This window comes from Corynebacterium sp. HMSC073B01 (assembly GCF_001838255.1).
Lineage (GTDB): Bacteria > Actinomycetota > Actinomycetes > Mycobacteriales > Mycobacteriaceae > Corynebacterium > Corynebacterium jeikeium_D.
Genome location: NZ_KV836159.1, coordinates 36,830 through 53,535 on the forward strand (window position 1 = coordinate 36,830; position 16,706 = coordinate 53,535).

Genomic DNA, 16,706 nt, shown 5'->3' on the forward strand with positions numbered 1-16,706 from the left:
AATTTCATCGCGGGAGTGATCCTCCCGCAAGATAGAGGTCTTTCGTGCGTCTGCTCAGCAGAATCCTGTCCACTACACGAGTGCTCTGGCCTTTCTATATCGGGGTCATCATCTGTTCGCTGGCCACCGCCGCCGCGTCGTTGATTAGCCCCTTCCTCATCCGCGATGCCACCGACGCCATCGTCGGCGCGGTGTCCAGCGATGAAGGCTTGAGCCCGGCGGCGATGTCCGATACCACTCGCACGGTAATCTGGCTGGTCATCGGGCTGCTAATCGCAGATCTGACGCAAACCATCGTGCATAACATCGGTGGTTACCTGGGCGATGTGATGACTGCGCGCATGCGCGAGATTCTGTCGACCCGCTACTATGCAAAGCTGCTGTCGCTGCCGCAACGCTATTTCGACAGTCAGGTCACCGGCACAATTATCTCCCGCCTGGAACGCTCGATTACCAATATCACGCAGTTCCTCCAGGCGTTTTCCAACAACTTCTTCCCAATGCTGTTGACCGTCGGCGCGGTACTGGGCATCACCGCCTGGCACTACTGGCCACTGGCGGTGCTGTTGATTATCGTTTTCCCGGTCTACACCCTGCTGACCGCGCTGACCTCGAAGCGCTGGCAGAAGATTGAAGCGAAAAAGAACGAACAAATCGATATCGCCGGTGGCCGTTTTGCCGAGGTCATCGGCCAAGTCAAGGTTGTCCGCTCCTTCACTGCAGAGCTGCGCGAAATCGCTTTCTTTGGTTCCCGCTTCCGCCGCACCATCTCCCTGACCCGCGATCAGTCAACGTGGTGGCACCGCATGGATGCCCTTCGCGGGGGCATTTTGAACATCATCTTCGCAGGCATTTACCTGCTGCTTTTCCTGCGTACGCTGTCGGGAGAATTCTCCATCGGCACCATGGTCATGCTCATTCAGCTGATTAACATGGCGCGCCAACCAGTGACCATGATGAGCTTCCTGGTCGACGCTGCCCAACGCGCAGTCGCCGGTTCGCGCGATTACTTCAAGGTCATGGAGCTTACTCCAGAGACTCGCACGCAGCCGGAGCTGCTCAGTGCAGCGACCGCGAATAACGGCGACTTCGACTCCGCGTCCGTTAGTTCCACCGCAGACGCAGAGTCCGTCGACAGCGCCCACCGTTCCTCCCTGGAACGCGCAGCCGAACAGGAGGCAATTGGTGCTCCCATTGTCGACTTCGACGCAGTGGATTTTGCCTACGAAGAGGACAAGACGGTGCTCTCCAATGTCAGCTTCCAGGCGTACTCGGGCCAGAAAATCGCCCTGGTCGGCGAGTCGGGTGGCGGCAAGTCCACCATCGTCAACTTGCTGCTCGGCTTCTACGCCCCGACCGCAGGCCGCTTGAGCGTGCTGGGGTCGGATGTCTCCGAGGTTTCCGGTTCCACTCTGCGTGCTGGCTCTGCCGTCGTGTTCCAGGACTCGTCACTGTTCTCCGGCACGATTCGGGAAAACATCGCCTACGGCAAACCCAACGCCACCGACGAAGAAATCATTGCCGCCGCGAAGAAGGCCAACGCCGACGACTTCATCCGCAGCTTCGCCGACGGCTACGACACCACTATCGGCGAGCGAGGTATGAAGCTCTCGGGTGGCCAGAAGCAGCGCATCGCCATCGCGCGCGCAATTTTGAAGGATGCTCCCCTGCTCATCCTGGACGAGGCCACTTCGGCGCTGGACACCAAGGCAGAACGCGAAGTTCAGCGAGGCTTGGACAAGCTGATGGAGGGACGCACAACGGTTATCATCGCCCACCGCCTGTCCACAATTTCCGATGTGGACACCATCGTGACGCTGCGTGACGGTCACGTCGACGAGGTCGGAGCACCCGCAGAATTGGCGCAGACTGACGGTATCTACGCCGAGTTGCTACGCCTGACGGCTTCGGCCTCGGCGGCGGATCGTCTGCGCCTGAAGAAATACGGCATCAAGGGGTAACGCGCCGTCGTCAAGCATGCAGGAAACGCTTGACGACGGGCACCCCTGCGCCCTTTTACGGACGGGGAACGATGTAGCGGCCAGCGCCCGGAACAATTTCGACGGTGACCGGCATCGGGAACATGAGGTCGCCGTCAGCGTAGGCATTCATCTGGCGTGGCGGGCCGATGTATTCCACGTAAGCCTTCTTGGCGCGGTAGGTGCTGACCTCCCCGATTTTTTCAACGGTGCCGTCGAACACGGACTTGAAGGCCAGGGCGGCCTTGATGCGCCCGGCTTTGCCGATGACAGTGATGTCCATCAGTCCGTCGGAGTGGTCTGCGGACGGGCAAATCTTCATCCCACCGCCGTAAGAACGGGTGTTGCCGAAGGCGGCCAGCGTGATTGGATCTTCGAGAACCCGATCGTCATCGAGCGTGATGCGGAATGGTAGCGAGTGAAAAGCCAAGAACTCGCGGACGATAGCCAGGTTGTAGCGGTTGCGGCCATGCGGCCAGGTCATCTGATTGACGCGGTCGGAGACAATCGAGTCGAAGCCGGCACACATGATAGTGCCGAACCAGCGCTGCTCCCCTGCCTCATTGATGATGCGGCCGAGGTCAGTGGTCGTCCAGAAGCCATCGGCGATAACGTGAGCGGCATCGCGAGCATTGCCACGCGGCAGATTGTATTCGCGACCGTGGTCGTTTCCGGTGCCGGCCGGGATAATACCGAGGGGGATGCCGGTCTGTGCCTGCTCCTGCAGTGCGAGGTTAATCATGCCGTCGCCACCACAGACTGCCAGGGCATCAATTCGGCCGTCGGCGATGACCTCACGAATGAGCTTGCGGGCGTCGTCGGGGTTAGCACCTTGGAGAGCGATGACATCGATGCCGCGATCCGCGAACACCCGGCTCGCCCGGGCGGACGCAATCTGCGAGGCGCCATGACCCGCGTGGGGGTTAGTGACCAGAGCAAGGGTACAAATCTCAGTTGTTCCCAGCGGGTAGTTGAGATCCTTGTCGTTAGCGTTCATCGAAGAAATACCTACTTTTACGTGGGCTTTTGACCGGTCAATACTGGCCTTTATGGGAGTGCGTTAATGCATCTAACTAAAGCTTACCAAGATTGATTGACATTTTTTGAGAAAACGTAACGTAATACCGCTATAATAAAAGATGTAAAGATGTGCTTCCGCGCAAGTTACATATAATTCCGCAGTTCAGACTCGCAGCACCGATGCCCAAGGAGAAGCTCAGGATGTCTAACAAGCTCACGATTCCGTACCGCATGCGCTGGTGGGGCTGGGGTGTTGACGGCAACGACAAGCCAATCACCACGGCCAGCGAGAAGCTACTGCAGCGCGAAATCGGTATGTCGTTGGACGCAAACAACCCGCCGCGCAACATCGCCGACGTCACCATCCCCAATAGTCGCCTCAGCGCCGAGGATATCGAAGCCCTGGGCGCTGTTGTCGGCGCGGATGCCGTCGCCACCGACCACGACACCCGCGTCAAGCACGCGGTCGGACGCTCCTACCCCGACCTGGTTCGCCTTCGCGCAGCCAAGCTCGATGTCGCCCCAGATGCTGTAGTGCTACCGAAAACTGAAAAGCACATCGAAGACCTGTTCAAGGTATGCGCTGAGCGCAAGATTGCAGTCGTCCCCTTCGGTGGTGGCACCTCGGTCGTCGGCGGCGTGGAGGCTGTTGACGGAGGCATGGGTAAGGCCATCGCAGTGTCCATGACCGCCTTTAACAAGATCATCGACATCGACAAAGTCGCTGGCACTGTCACCGCCCAGACCGGCGTTTTCGGCCCCGACCTAGAAAAGGAGCTGTCCAAGGCCGGCTTCACCGCTGGTCACTTCCCGCAGTCCTTCGAGTACTCCACTGTCGGCGGTTGGGTTTCCTGCCGCTCGGCAGGCCAAGAATCCTCTGGTTACGGTCGTATCGACCGCAACGTGATTGGCATGCGCGTCGTCACGCCAGCCGGCACCATGGAATTCCGCGACATGCCGTCGTCGGCATCCGGCCCGAACCCGCGTGAGCTTTTCCTGGGTTCGGAGGGCACCCTGGGCATCATCACGCATGTGACGATTGCCCTGAATCAGCGTCCACAAAAGGAGATGCTCTTCGACACCTACTTCTTCAACTCCTTTGAGGAAGCCGCCGAGGAGCTGCGCAAACTGGAGCAGAGCGGCAATATCCCGCACCTAGCACGCATCTCCGACGAGAAGGAGACGCTGTTCGGCCTCACTCAGCTGGGCTCCGCCAGCATGTCCGAGAAGGTCACAAAGTACCTGAAGCTGCGTGGCATCGACACCCCGTGCATGGTGATTTTTGGCTTTGCGCAGACGGATCCGGTCGGCGCCCGCGTCACCCGTGAGCGCCTGGCCGCTCGCCTGCTGGCCAAGAAGTGCGTCCGCATGGGCTCCATCCCGGGCATGGCTTGGGTTAACCACCGCTTCTCCTCGCCGTACCTGCGCGATGTCATGATGACTCGCCGCGTCGGCGTCGACACCCTGGAAACCGCCACCACCTGGGATAACGCCGCTACACTGCGCCGCGAAATCGCCTCCGCAATGGAAGCCGCTGGCGAGAAGCACGGCACCCCGGTGTACGTCTTCTGCCACATCTCGCACATGTACGAATCCGGCTGCTCGCTGTACTTCACGTACTTCTTCCGCGAGACCGAGGGCGAGATCCTCCAGCAGTGGATGGACATCAAGACCGCGGCGTCGGAGGCCATGATGAACTTTGGCGGCACCATCACGCACCACCATGGCATTGGCCAGGATCACAGCCCGCAGTACTACGAGGAGAACACCGAGTTGTTCGCCAAGGTCATGCGTGCAATTAAGGACGAACTCGACCCTGCTGGCATCCTCAACCCGGGCAAGTTGGCTACCGGTCCGCACTCCTTGGAAGAGCGTTACGACGGCAACATGATTTAACCCTGTTGCCGCCAGCCTCCGCTAGCGAGCTAGACTGACCAGTTCGCTGGCGTAGATTGCCGGTGACGTTGGGCCGTCATAAATAAACAGTGAAACGTAATCGTCAAGGGTAAAAGATTCAAGTGCTGCGGTCATTGTCGCTGTCGCTTCTTCCTGGGATTCCAAGCGAAGATGCCCGGATAGTGGGATGGTCGGCTCAATCGGTGCGATTTCGTCCGTGCGACCGCAAACAGCGTGGCGTTTTAAATACCTAAGCGTGCTTTTCTAGTTACGACCTGTCTGGGGTGGCACGGACTGGAGACAGCAGCAACACATTTGCAGCGATGGTGCAATAGCAGCGAAAGCTCGGTTCATGGACTCAGAGCGGTTGGACGCTGGGTGCATAGCCATCGAGGTGTCTCCTTCCTTGTAATCCCGGGAAATGATTCGCAACTAAGAAAGATCTCTTGAATCAATATCCGTGCCGGTCGTTGATAATGAACAACTTAGTCTATTTCTAAGCGCCTTGCAATGGGGTACGCCCGAAATAGTTCACACTCACTACGCACTCCACAACTTCATCACTTACGCCAGATAGTTTCATCACTATCACCGTCTTCGGGAAAGTCGAGGAAGAAAGACTATGACTGCCACGCACGCTCCTCAGCGCGATCGCTCAGCTGCGGTTTTGAACAAGGCTCGTCGGCAAGCGGACTTGAATCGTCTACGCGAAGAAACCGCTAAGGGCGACATCCCAGATCTGCTGGTCATCGGCGCCGGTATCACTGGTGTCGGCATCGCTTTAGATGCGGCGTCGAGGGGTTTGAAAACCGTTCTCGTCGAATCGAAGGACCTCGCTTTCGGCACCTCTCGTTGGTCATCGAAGCTCGCCCACGGGGGCTTGCGCTACCTTGCCAGTGGCAATGTCGGTATCGCTCGCCGCTCAGCTATTGAACGTGGTGCGCTGCTCGACGTCACCGCTCCGCACCTGGTGCATAACCTGCCACAGGTTGTACCGGTGATGGACAAATTCGCACCGTTGACCCGGGTTTTGCCGCGTTTAGGCTTCTTGGCCGGTGACTTTCTACGCATTATCGCTGGTACCTCCGCCACTACCCTGCCGTTGTCCCGCACTGTCAGTTCCCGCCGAGTCAGCCAGCTTTCGCCGACCGTCCGTAAGCGCGACGTGAAATTCGGCTACGTCAACTACGACGGTCAGCTGCGTGACGACGCACGCTTGGTCACCACTATCGCTCGAACCGCCGCTAGCTACGGTGCAACTATTCTGACCCGGGTGCGCTGCGAGAACGCCTCTGGAACGAGCGCCACACTAATCGACGAGCTCACTGGCGATTCCTTCGAGCTGCCGGCTCACGCTGTGGTCAATGCCACTGGTGTGTGGGCCGCAAACCTAGCGACGAACATCAAGATTCGCCCATCTCGCGGCACGCACCTGGTTCTTGACGCCGCGAAGCTAGGCAACCCTACCGGCTCTCTCACGGTACCGGTTCCTGGTCACACCAACCGTTTCTGTTTTGTCCTTCCCGCAGAGCACAACCGCGTCTACATTGGCCTGACCGATGAGGATGCACCGGGCCCGATTCCGGACGAGCCGGAAGTGCCGGAGGATGACATCGTTTTTCTGCTCGATGTCATCAACCAGGCACTCGAGGTTCCGCTCACTCGTGACGATGTCATCGGTGCTTTCGCCGGCCTGCGTCCGCTCATCGACGCCGGCGAGGCACACACCGCTGACCTCTCCCGCGAGCACGCCTTGTTGGAGGCCCCGAACGGCCTGATTTCCATTACTGGTGGCAAGCTCACCGAGTACCGTCTAATGGCGGAGCAAACCGTGGACAAGGTTGCGGAAAAGCTCGGTGTTTCGCTTGCTCCGTGCTCCACCCGCACCATCCCTGTGCTGGGCTCCGAGCCAGAGGAGCTCGACCGCGCTCGCACCGCTGCCGCTGCCGGCCGTATCCCGATGCCGCTGTTTAACCGCTACGGTGCCGAATCCTTCGAGGTCATCGAATCCTGTCCGCTCGACCGACCGCTCGACCCGGTAGCGGAGGGTCTCGATGTCACCCGCGCCGAGTTCGCCTGGCATGTGACGCACGAGGGAGCTCTCAGCGTCGACGATATTCTCGATCGCCGCACACGTCTGGGGCTGGTCAAGGCTGATCGCGAAGCTGCCCTGCCAGCTGCTCAGGAGGCACTGGGGCTGGCCTAGCGCTGGCCATTGCCGCGGCTGCTTCTGATGCGGCCGTAGCTACTGGTTAAAGCAGAGGTCTTCGGACTTCCCGCTTTTTCTGTATACACGGAAACTATGAGTGTAAATAACGCTGTCACTTTCCCCTCCCTCGATGAACTCCGCTCCCGCAGGACAGTCAAATGGACCGCATATTCACCGGACGTGCTGCCACTGTGGGTCGCCGAATCCGATGCCACAACCTGCCCTGCCGTCAGTGCCGCAATCGACGAGGCGTGTCAGCGCGAACAATTCGGATACCTCTCGCAGGACATCACCGCGCTTACGACCGCAACCGCGGACTTTTCTGCACAACGCTACGGATGGCGCCCGAACCCCGACAATATCTTTGCCGTCGCTGACGTCGTCCGCGGTGTCACACTCGCGGTTGAACGCTTCACCCGCCCCGATTCCGCAATTGTCGTCCCCACTCCCGCCTACATGCCGTTTTTCCAGGTAGGTCCCGCGCTGGGACGCGAGACAGTGTGCATTCCCACGCTTGCCGACGGCCCGGATCTCGGCGCCCTCGAACGCGCCTTCGCCGACGGTGCCGGTTGCCTAATCTTGTGTAACCCGAATAATCCTCTCGGCTTTACCTACTCCCCCGAAAAACTGCGTGAGATTACCGATTTAGCCGCTCGCTTTGGTGCGCGCGTTATCTCAGACGAGATTCACGGCCCAGTTGTTCTAGATGGCACTCACACTCCAACCGCGTCGGTGTCGGATACCGCGGCGGCCGTGACTATCACGGTGACTGCTACCTCGAAGGGCTGGAATACCGCCGGCCTCAAGTGTGCGCAAATCATCTTTAACGACGAAGATGCCAAAACCTGGCTGGAGCTGCCCTTCATTGTTCGCGAAGGCGCTTCTATTCTTGGTGTCGCCGCGACCACCGCCGCCTACCGCGATGGCGTGCCCTGGCTGGACAATTTTGTCGATGTCCTGCGCACCAACCGTGAGACTCTGCGAACACGTTTGTCCACTATTGCGCCACAGGCTCGCTTTACCCCACCGCAAGCATCATTTTTGGCGTGGTTGGACTTGGGTGACGTGCCTGGTGTTGACAGTGAGGACCCAGCTGCGTGGCTGGTTGAAAACGCCAAAATAGCACTCAACCCCGGCTTCGCATTCGGCGAAGGCGGGGTTGGGCATGTGCGGCTTAACTTTGCGACCTCCCCGGAAATCCTCGGTGAGGCCCTGGACCGTCTTGACGCGGCCCTGCGCTTGTAGTTGACGTTTTAGTTGGTGACAGTGACGCTGCCGTCGGCGTTGACAACAACGTTGGAGGCCAGAGCGCGAGCCAGGTTCATGCGAACGTGCTGGCCCTCACCGTCAGTGCGATCGAGCGGGTAGCCGGATGGGATTGCGGTCTGAGCGAGGACGGAGCTGCGCTGTTCCTCAGTCAGCTGCGGGAAGCGGGTCTCCAGCAAACCTGCGTAACGCTTCGGAACAACAACTGGCTCGTTAGCCGGGCCAACCTGCTTGAAGTCGTAGGTCATGCGTTCGGTGTACTGCTGAACGGCAGCTGCGGTGCTCATGTACGGAGTGTCCTTGGCAACGCAGTTGGCGATGGTGTCGCTACAGCGGTACTCGAGCTCCGTACGCAGCTCATCCATGGCTTCTTCGATGAGTGGGCGGAACTCTGGGTCTGCCCAACGATCAGCTGCGGCCTGGTTGCCCATCATGCGGCCGCCCATAACGTCCAGCGGGTAGTGGACGCCCATGACAAGGCGAGAATGACCAGCCTCGGACGCACGCGCCTGAATCTGCGGTGCAACCTCCGGCAGCATCATAGCCAGCATGGTTGAAGTCCATGCAGCCTTGTTGGTGTGGCCCGACGGGTAGGACGGGGTGGTCGAGTACGGGTCGTCCTGACCTTCGCGGTAGTAGCGCTCGATGCGCTCCGGCGCCACCACAAATGGGCGATCGTAGCCGTAGACGTACTTCTCGAAGAAGGTCGAGCTGACCAGACCGCCGCCGCGAGCAAGGTTGCCGGACAGCAGGGCCTTTACCTTCGGCAGGCGATCCTCGTCGTAGGCATCACGGAAGTGCTGGCCCAGGTTTGCACCGAAAGCAGTGGAAATATTGGCCAGTGGGTCCAGGTAGTCGTCATCAAGAGCGAGTTCCTGTGCCTGCGGGTCATTCTTGGCAGCGTTGTTAATGCGGACGACCGTTTCGAGGTTCTGGTCCATAACCTCTGGGTGGTTCTTCTCCAGCTCCACGAAAGGATGCACAACGTAGAAGTAGAACCAGTTATCGGTGGCGGCATCCGACGGGTACGCGCGTGCAATCTGGTCCGGGCGATACGAGGTTGGCTTCGGCGCATTCGGGTCGGTGTTTTCACCGGAAGATGACGGCAGCGAGATGGAATCCGGGACCTCGAAGCCACCGCCGGGGAGCTTGATTCCCTCTGGAGCTGCCACATTAGCTGGAAGATCAGAAACAGAGTCCAGGCGGTTGCCGTGCTCGGCCAACGGGTTGACCGGAGCTGCCACGGCCGTTGCCGGTGTAAGCCCCATTACAACTGCCATTGCTGCGGTAGCAGCGCCGACGCGAGTACGTGTTGCAGTGCGCTTGTGCGGCTTCAAAGAAGACACTGAAGCATTCCTTTCCAGATTGCTGCGTGGGAGGCACCAGTTGTGAAGTGCTCTATAAGCCAAGGTCTGACAAAATCTTCACTTATGTTAAGCGCACGGTGAGGTTTCGGCGCGTTGAAAAGAAACAAGTTTTCAAAATGCTAGCGCCGATCGTGGGAGCTTTCCCCCTCAGACTCCGGGTTTTCACTGATAAATGCATAAAAGAAACCGGTTGGCGGGAGAAACGCCCGTCAACCGGTAAGAACTCAATACTCGCCCCAAACGGGGCTAAAAGCGTGGACTACTTGGAGTAGTCGTAGAAGCCACGGCCGGACTTGCGGCCGAAGTGACCCGCCTCAACCATGCGCTTGAGCAGTGGAGGTGCCGCGTAAGTCGGCTCCTTGTACTCATCGAACATGGCATCGGCAATGAACTTGATGGTGTCCAGACCAACCATGTCGGCCAGAGTCAGCGGACCCATCGGGTGCGCACAGCCATTGACCATTCCGGCATCGATGTCTTCTGCAGTAGCAATGCCGTCCTGCAGCATGCGAATAGCGCCGAGGATGTACGGAACCAGCAGGGCGTTAACAATGAAGCCCGAGCGATCCTTAGCGCGAATGACGGTCTTGCCCAGCGCCTCGGAAGCGTACTCGTACGCACGCTCCGACTGAACATCACCGGTCGTCAGAGTAACGACATGCTCTACCAGAGGCAGAACCGGAACCGGGTTGAAGAAGTGCAGACCCATGACGCGCTCCGGGCGCTTGGTAGCTGCAGCAATGGACTGAATCGGCAGCGAGGAGGTGTTGGAAGCCAGGATGGCATCTTCTGACTCAACAATTTCATCGAGCTGCGAGAATACGCTGGCCTTTACTTCTGGGTTCTCCACGATGGCCTCGATGACCAGCTCACGGTCAGCGAAGTCTTCCAGCTTGGTGGTGAAGCTAATACGCCCCAGAATCTCATCACGTGCAGACTGCTCTAGCTTGCCACGGGAAACGGCCTTATCCAGCGACTTTTCAATACGGGCGCGGCCGGACTCAAGGAACTCCTCCTTGGCCTCCCAGACCTTGACATCGCTACCGGCCTTCGCACAGACCTCAATAATTCCGGAGCCCATCTGACCGGCGCCGACGATACCTACTCGCGAGATACTATTTGCCATTGGCGTGTTTTCCTACCTTCTACTCTGGGTTATTAGCCAGCATTGTGCTTCATCCGAGTGCGCATTCGCTTGACGACGATCACAGCGCACTGGCTTTATTTACACGCTACTCACTTCCCCGGTTCCCCGGGCACGCTTTGCAGGACTTTTTACTTGAATTTCCCCCCACGAGCTTTGGGCAGCGGCTAGTACTGCATACGTTTTTCCAGCGCCTGCTGAATATCTTCCAGCTGCTGCTGAGAAGAGCGTGCCAACTCTTTCAGGTCGTTTCCGCCATGCTTTTCCAGCTCTTCCCACTGTCCGAGCATCTTATCCAGGCTGCCTTCCATCAACGTCAGATAAGCCATATCTGCGTGTGGCCCCTCCTCGTTCTCGAGGCGAGTCATGGTGGCGGTGTCGAGCTTGGTCTCCGACGGATCAACATCGACGCCGAGAGTCTTGACTAGCTGCGCTTCCTCTTCAGCAAAGATTGGTTCCGCCTGCTGCGCAATCTTTCGAGTCTCTTCCGAAACCGATTCCTTTGCAATCAGCGTCTGCGATGCTGTCTTCAGCGCCGCAGTATCTGCCGCCAGCTGAGCCAAGTTATCCCGAATGGCGGCGGTTGAGGCAACAGCACTCTGCTCCTGGCTTGTCTGATTCTGGTTGCTCTCCAGGGCTGCCTCATCGCTATCCCCACAAGCACTGAGACCAACGACGAGAGCAGAGGCCAGCACAGCGGAGCTAATACGCAGGCCACGCCCAATCAGAGAATAGGTCTCCCTGCTGGAAGCGGCTGCGCTATCGCGAAAGGTGTCTGAGGACATTAGTCGACCTGCAGCTCGCCCATGCGATCCCAGTCCTGCTTATCTGGCAGTACCTGCGAGACAATCTTCGGGGTCTCAGCGAGCAGCGGCTTCATCGCCTCCAGCCCCTTGGCGAAGTGCTCGGAATTGACGTGGGCTTCACCAGCGTCATCATCGAATGCCTCGACGAGGATGTACTGGTTGGGGTCTTCTACGCTGCGGGACCATTCAAACCACTTGTTGCCAGCCTCTGCGCGGGTGGCAGCGGTGAACTCAGCGACGTGGTCCATCCATTCGTCGGCAAACTCCGGCTTAACTTGGTAATTCACAACGATAAAAATCATGTCGCCCACTGTAGGCGCGTCCAAGCAGAATTGCACCCTTCGACGAATAGAGTTTCGCTGAGAATTTTTCTTACGCTGACCTCAGGTGACAGTTATATTGGTTTGTATGATGAACACTCCGCTCATTCTCACCTACCAAGATAAGACCCCACGCATTCATTCCAGCGCCTGGATTGCGCCCGGCGCGGTCATTATCGGTGATGTCGAAATCGGTGCGGATAGCTCCGTGTTCTACGGTTCTGTTCTCCGAGGAGACGTCGCACCAATCCGCATCGGCCAGCGCACCAATATTCAGGACAACTCCACAGTCCATGTCGACCGAGGCGTGCCCACGATTCTCGGCGATGATGTCACCGTCGGACACATGGCCTTGGTCCACGGCACCACGGTTGAAAATGGTTGCCTCATCGGCATGAAGTCCACCCTGCTTTCGCGTTCCCGTATCGGCGCTGGCAGCCTCATTGCTGCAGGTGCCGTGGTGTTGGAAGATCAGATTATCGACCCCAGGTCGCTGGCTGCAGGCGTTCCCGCCAAGGTGCGTCGTGAACTCTCCGCCGAGGAAGCAGAGGGCTTCATCGCCCATGCAGGGCGTTATGTGGAAACAGCGTCCAACCACCGCCACCTCCGCGAGGTCGACCTGGATATGGTGACTTTTAACTAGGCGGCTGCCGAGGCGCCTAGCTAAGCGGCTAGGCGGATTGTTTGACGGTCAACGTCGCAGCACTACACCACTGTCGCGCCCGCCGCGGCCAATTCCGCTAGTGCAGCCTTGCCGCGCTCCGGGTCCACCGCCGCGACCTGATTGCTCAGAACACGAACGGAAAAGCCCTCCTTGAGGCCATCGAGCACTGTGGCGCGGACGCAGTGGTCAGTCGCAACTCCCACCACATCGATTTCTTCGATGTCAGAGGCGCGGAGAGCGTCGGCAAGCGAAACGCCAGCCTCCGTTGTTCCCTCGAAACCGGAGTAGGCGGCGGCGTACTCCCCTTTTGTGACATCGATACGCACAGCAGCGGGGTTGAGCTGCTCAAAAAACGCGATGGCGCGCTGCATGCCGGGGTGAATCTCTGCGCCCGGGGTACCTGCAACACAGTGTTTCGGCCAGGTATCGACGAAATCCGGGGTTTCAGAGAAGTGCGTGCCTGGGTCGATGTGATTGTCACGGGTGGTCGCAAGAACCGAGTACTTGTTAGCTGTGCCCGCAACATGCAGATATGTAGCGGTGTACGCTGCCTCAGCACCGTCGACGGCAAGTGCGCCACCCGCGGAAAAATCATTCTGAGCGTCGACGACTACCAGTGCCATGCGGGGACGCGCCGGGCGCTGCTGTTCCTCGGAGTGGGCGTCATTGCTGGTGTCTGCCTCGGTGCCAGCGTTGTCCGAGTTGTCCGCATTGACCTGTCGGTAGATTTCGGAGAAGGAAGCGTTCATGGCCTATATCTTGCCACGTGCCCACGTTCAGAGGAGCACGTGAACTATCGACCGGACATCGACGCCCTACCGACAACACAGAGTCAATCCGGGAAAGCGGTTAAAATTGCTCCGGTAATTCTTTGGTACGACGACGGCTCCTGGTCGCGTCCTCCAATACGGGAGGTTTTTATGGCAGGCGGACTTGTCGCGCTGCTTGACGACGTTGCCACGATTGCACGTGCTGCAGCGGCAACAACAGACGATATTGCGGCTGCGGCCGGCAAAGCTAGCGCTAAAGCCGCCGGTGTTGTGGTTGACGACGCTGCGGTGACACCTAAATTCGTCGAGGGTGTCTCGCCGAAACGCGAGCTGCCGATTATTTGGCGTATCGCCAAGGGCTCCTTGGTCAATAAAATTGTCATTATTCTGCCGATTGCATTGCTGCTAAGTCAGTTTCTGCCCTGGGCGCTGACGCCGATTTTGATGCTCGGTGGCTCCTACCTGTGCTTTGAGGGCATGGAAAAGGTCTGGGAGAAGATTAAGCACCGAATCTCTCCCGATCAGACTGAGCAGGAGCGGATGGAGGCGGCGACCAACCGCACACCACAGAATGAAGATTCGCTGGTGAAGTCTGCAATTTTCACAGACTTGATTCTCTCTGCGGAAATCATGGTGATTTCTCTCAATGAGGTCGCTGATCAGCCGCTGCTCAATCGCGCGCTGATTCTTATTGTGGTCGCACTCATCATCACGCTTGCGGTCTACGGCGTGGTGGGCCTCTTGGTCAAGATTGATGACATTGGCCTGCACCTGCAGTCCAAGAAGTCAGCCGGTATCAGCAAGTTTGGTACGGCACTGGTCAAAGCCATGCCAATCGTTCTGAACACGATCGGCATTATCGGCACGTTTGCCATGTTGTGGGTCGGTGGCCACATCATGGTGGTCGGCCTCGACGAGCTGGGCTGGCATCTCCCCTACCAGCTGGTCCACAACCTTGAGCAGCTGTTTACCGGCGGCTTCCTCGGCTGGTTGGCCAATACCACCGGCTCACTGATTTTCGGCACCATCTGGGGTGCAATCATTGTGGCGATTGTCGCCGTGCTGCCATTCGGCCACGGCAAGCACAACAAGTCTGATGCTTAGGAGTACGTGACCTCGCCGTCGACGTAGACCCAACGTCGCGCACGCCGAACAAAACGGGAACGCTCGTGCATCGTACCGACACCGTCATGGTCATGAAAAGCCGCTTCAAATTCCACGATGCCTTCGCGGTCATCCTCGCCGCCATCGACAGCGTTGATGATGGTGAGTCCTTCCCATTCCACACCGTCATCGACATTGATAACTTCCGGGCGGTAGCGCGGATGCCACGTCCGCCAGATGTAATCCGCCTCGTGGGCAGCGTAAGCGCTGTACCTCGCTGCCATCAGCTCAGCTGCGGTCACCGCCTCCCGCTCACCGCGGTGCAGCGGGCCACAGCACTGCCCGTAGAGTCCCCCACCACACGGGCACAAATCGGAATCAGTAACGCGGGCGCGGGCGAAAAATGCGTTCCCGCTTCCTGCTCTAGCACCGTTTCCTGCTACCAATCCAGACTCCGTTACAGCACTGTTTTCTCTTACCTGCCGACCCATAATCGCCAGCCCCTCCCCAATCTTGCACGTGGTACTAAACACGTCCTAACAACGTCTTTACATACCTACCAATTGGCCCGCAGCACCGCTAGTCGGCTTAGCCCCGAGAGGCTTGACGACGGCTACCGCGTCGCCCTCGGCATTCCTTCCGCAAAGCCCGCAGCGGATTGAATTCCCACCACTGCCCGCTCAGCGAACTGCTCGATGGTGGCCGAACCCGCGTATGTGAACGAAGAACGTACGCCCGAGATAATGCGATCGATCTGGTCCTCCACGCCTTCGCGGCCTGGCTCCAGGTAGATTTTCGCAGTCGAGATGCCCTCTTCGAACATCTCGCGCCGGGCCTTCTCAAAGGCCTCTACCTGTGCATTTCGGCTCTCCACCGCACGGTGTGAAGCCATGCCAAAGGACTCCTTGAACATGCGCCCGTCGACGTCCTTTTGGACATCCCCTGGGGACTCGAAAGTACCGGCAAACCACGAGCCAATCATCACGTTGGACGCACCCGCAGCCAACGCAAGCGCAACATCGCGAGGATCCTTCACTCCACCATCAGCCCAGACATGCACGCCGCATTCACGGGCAGCTGCAGCGCATTCGAGCACGGCAGAAAACTGTGGACGCCCAACTCCGGTCTGCATTCGGGTTGTGCACATCGCACCCGGACCGACGCCGACCTTAATAATGTCGGCTCCCGCCTCCGCTAGGTCGCGAACACCATTGGCGGTCACGACATTGCCAGCGGCAATTGGCACAGGTGGGTTGAGCGCGCGGACTCGTCGTAAAGCACGGAGCATCGATTCCTGATGACCGTGGGCGGTATCGACAACGAGCACGTCGGCACCTGCGTCGAGCAGTGTCTTCGCGCGCCCTTCAACATCACCGTTGATGCCAAGCGCCGCACCGACGCGCAGCTTGCCCTCAGCGTCGACAGCGGGCTTGTAAAGCGTCGCACGCAGCGCGCCCTTACGCGTGAGAATACCCACCAGCGCGCCATCGGCGTCCACCACTGGAGCGAGTTTGCGCCCGGAAGCAGTGAGCTGGTCAAAAGCGTCACGGGGCTCAATATCGGCCGGAAGCGTAAATAGCGAAGTGGACATGAGCGTCCCCACCTGCGCAAAGTTGTCAACGCCCGCCAGATCACGGCCGGTAATCAGCCCAACCGGTTTGTTGTCTTCCACCACCACTGCCGCACCGTGCGCGCGCTTCGGCAGAAGATGGCGCGCATACCCCGCGGTGTGGTGAGGCTTGACGACGATCGGAGTGTCGAAAACCAGCCCAGCGGACTTGACCTTGCGGATGGTCTCAGCGGCAATGTCAGCTGGGACGTCCTGCGGCAGGATGGCAATTCCGCCTCGGCGAGCGGTGGTTTCGGCCATCCGGCGACCGGAGATGGCCGTCATATTGGAGACGACAATCGGAATGGTTGTGCCGGTGCCATCATCGGTGGCCAAATCGACACCCATGCGAGAGCCGACGGATGACTTTGACGGCACCATGAAGACATCGCTGTAGGTCAACTCGTAGGGCGCGGACTGATCGTTGAGGAATTTCACACACCCCAGGATATGCCGATTTTTCCGGCGCGCACGGTGAGAGTGCACAGAGGTGAGCATCAGTGGCTGACCTCGCCTGGTGTAGGTTCGAACGGGACTCCATTGACTCAACCG

The 16,706-nt window shown here is 58.8% G+C and carries 14 protein-coding genes; 6 read left to right on the plus strand and 8 right to left on the minus strand.

Annotation, left to right across the window (positions count from 1 at the left end; genetic code table 11):
- The first annotated feature begins 44 nt into the window (after positions 1 to 44).
- The gene (locus HMPREF2849_RS05990) at positions 45 to 1,961 is read left to right on the plus strand and encodes an ABC transporter ATP-binding protein (protein ID WP_070862740.1); all 1,917 of its coding nucleotides are present in this window, start codon (positions 45 to 47) and stop codon (positions 1,959 to 1,961) included.
- 55 nt (positions 1,962 to 2,016) lie between these two features.
- Here HMPREF2849_RS05990 and HMPREF2849_RS05995 read toward each other — a convergent pair whose 3' ends face one another.
- Entirely contained in the window at positions 2,017 to 2,976 is a 960-nt protein-coding gene (locus HMPREF2849_RS05995; RefSeq protein WP_070862741.1) for a diacylglycerol kinase, read from the minus strand.
- 224 nt (positions 2,977 to 3,200) lie between these two features.
- On the opposite strand from HMPREF2849_RS05995, the gene HMPREF2849_RS06000 reads away from it, so the two are divergent.
- From HMPREF2849_RS06000 to HMPREF2849_RS06010, 3 genes are all read left to right on the plus strand, one after another.
- The gene (locus HMPREF2849_RS06000; protein WP_049192862.1) at positions 3,201 to 4,895 is read left to right on the plus strand and encodes an FAD-binding oxidoreductase; all 1,695 of its coding nucleotides are present in this window, start codon (positions 3,201 to 3,203) and stop codon (positions 4,893 to 4,895) included.
- 622 nt (positions 4,896 to 5,517) lie between these two features.
- Positions 5,518 to 7,101, plus strand: a complete 1,584-nt coding sequence (locus HMPREF2849_RS06005) for a glycerol-3-phosphate dehydrogenase/oxidase (RefSeq protein ID WP_070862742.1) — start codon at positions 5,518 to 5,520, stop codon at positions 7,099 to 7,101.
- Positions 7,102 to 7,197: 96 nt separating this feature from the next.
- Positions 7,198 to 8,349, plus strand: a complete 1,152-nt coding sequence (locus HMPREF2849_RS06010; RefSeq protein WP_016423135.1) for a MalY/PatB family protein — start codon at positions 7,198 to 7,200, stop codon at positions 8,347 to 8,349.
- A gap of 8 nt (positions 8,350 to 8,357) precedes the next feature.
- On the opposite strand, the gene HMPREF2849_RS06015 is transcribed toward HMPREF2849_RS06010, so the two are convergent.
- The 4 genes from HMPREF2849_RS06015 to HMPREF2849_RS06035 all read right to left on the minus strand — a co-directional run bounded on the left by HMPREF2849_RS06015 (position 8,358) and on the right by HMPREF2849_RS06035 (position 11,989).
- Positions 8,358 to 9,716 carry an acid phosphatase gene (locus HMPREF2849_RS06015; RefSeq protein ID WP_070862743.1) on the minus strand — a complete coding sequence of 453 codons (1,359 nt, stop codon included), beginning with the start codon at positions 9,714 to 9,716 and terminating at the stop codon, positions 8,358 to 8,360.
- A 280-nt stretch (positions 9,717 to 9,996) separates the two neighbouring features.
- The gene (locus HMPREF2849_RS06025; protein WP_016423138.1) at positions 9,997 to 10,863 is read right to left on the minus strand and encodes a 3-hydroxybutyryl-CoA dehydrogenase; all 867 of its coding nucleotides are present in this window, start codon (positions 10,861 to 10,863) and stop codon (positions 9,997 to 9,999) included.
- A 185-nt stretch (positions 10,864 to 11,048) separates the two neighbouring features.
- Positions 11,049 to 11,666: a hypothetical protein gene (locus tag HMPREF2849_RS06030; RefSeq protein ID WP_016423139.1), complete on the minus strand. Its 618-nt coding sequence runs from the start codon at positions 11,664 to 11,666 to the stop codon at positions 11,049 to 11,051.
- Positions 11,666 to 11,989, minus strand: coding sequence for a putative quinol monooxygenase (locus HMPREF2849_RS06035; RefSeq protein ID WP_038629105.1), 324 nt, complete (start codon positions 11,987 to 11,989; stop codon positions 11,666 to 11,668). Before HMPREF2849_RS06035 ends, HMPREF2849_RS06030 begins: the two co-directional genes overlap by 1 nt.
- Before the next feature lie 106 nt (positions 11,990 to 12,095).
- Between HMPREF2849_RS06035 and HMPREF2849_RS06040 the strand changes: the two genes are divergently transcribed.
- Positions 12,096 to 12,650, plus strand: a complete 555-nt coding sequence (locus tag HMPREF2849_RS06040) for a gamma carbonic anhydrase family protein (RefSeq protein WP_005510604.1) — start codon at positions 12,096 to 12,098, stop codon at positions 12,648 to 12,650.
- A gap of 62 nt (positions 12,651 to 12,712) precedes the next feature.
- Here the strand turns inward: HMPREF2849_RS06040 and HMPREF2849_RS06045 are convergent, their stop codons facing one another.
- A complete protein-coding gene (locus tag HMPREF2849_RS06045) occupies positions 12,713 to 13,420 on the minus strand; it encodes an isochorismatase family protein (RefSeq protein ID WP_016423140.1) in 708 nt (235 codons plus the stop codon).
- A 171-nt stretch (positions 13,421 to 13,591) separates the two neighbouring features.
- Here HMPREF2849_RS06045 and HMPREF2849_RS06050 point away from each other — a divergent pair, with 171 nt between their 5' ends.
- Positions 13,592 to 14,545: a DUF808 domain-containing protein gene (locus tag HMPREF2849_RS06050; protein ID WP_070862744.1), complete on the plus strand. Its 954-nt coding sequence runs from the start codon at positions 13,592 to 13,594 to the stop codon at positions 14,543 to 14,545.
- On the opposite strand, the gene HMPREF2849_RS06055 is transcribed toward HMPREF2849_RS06050, so the two are convergent.
- Both HMPREF2849_RS06055 and HMPREF2849_RS06060 read right to left on the minus strand, forming a co-directional pair.
- On the minus strand, positions 14,542 to 14,991 hold the full coding sequence (locus HMPREF2849_RS06055; protein ID WP_088611608.1) for a YchJ family protein: 450 nt from the start codon (positions 14,989 to 14,991) through the stop codon (positions 14,542 to 14,544). The two genes, HMPREF2849_RS06050 and HMPREF2849_RS06055, sit on opposite strands and share 4 nt — an antisense overlap.
- Before the next feature lie 167 nt (positions 14,992 to 15,158).
- Positions 15,159 to 16,592: a GuaB1 family IMP dehydrogenase-related protein gene (locus HMPREF2849_RS06060; protein WP_049189377.1), complete on the minus strand. Its 1,434-nt coding sequence runs from the start codon at positions 16,590 to 16,592 to the stop codon at positions 15,159 to 15,161.
- Positions 16,593 to 16,706: the final 114 nt, after the last annotated feature.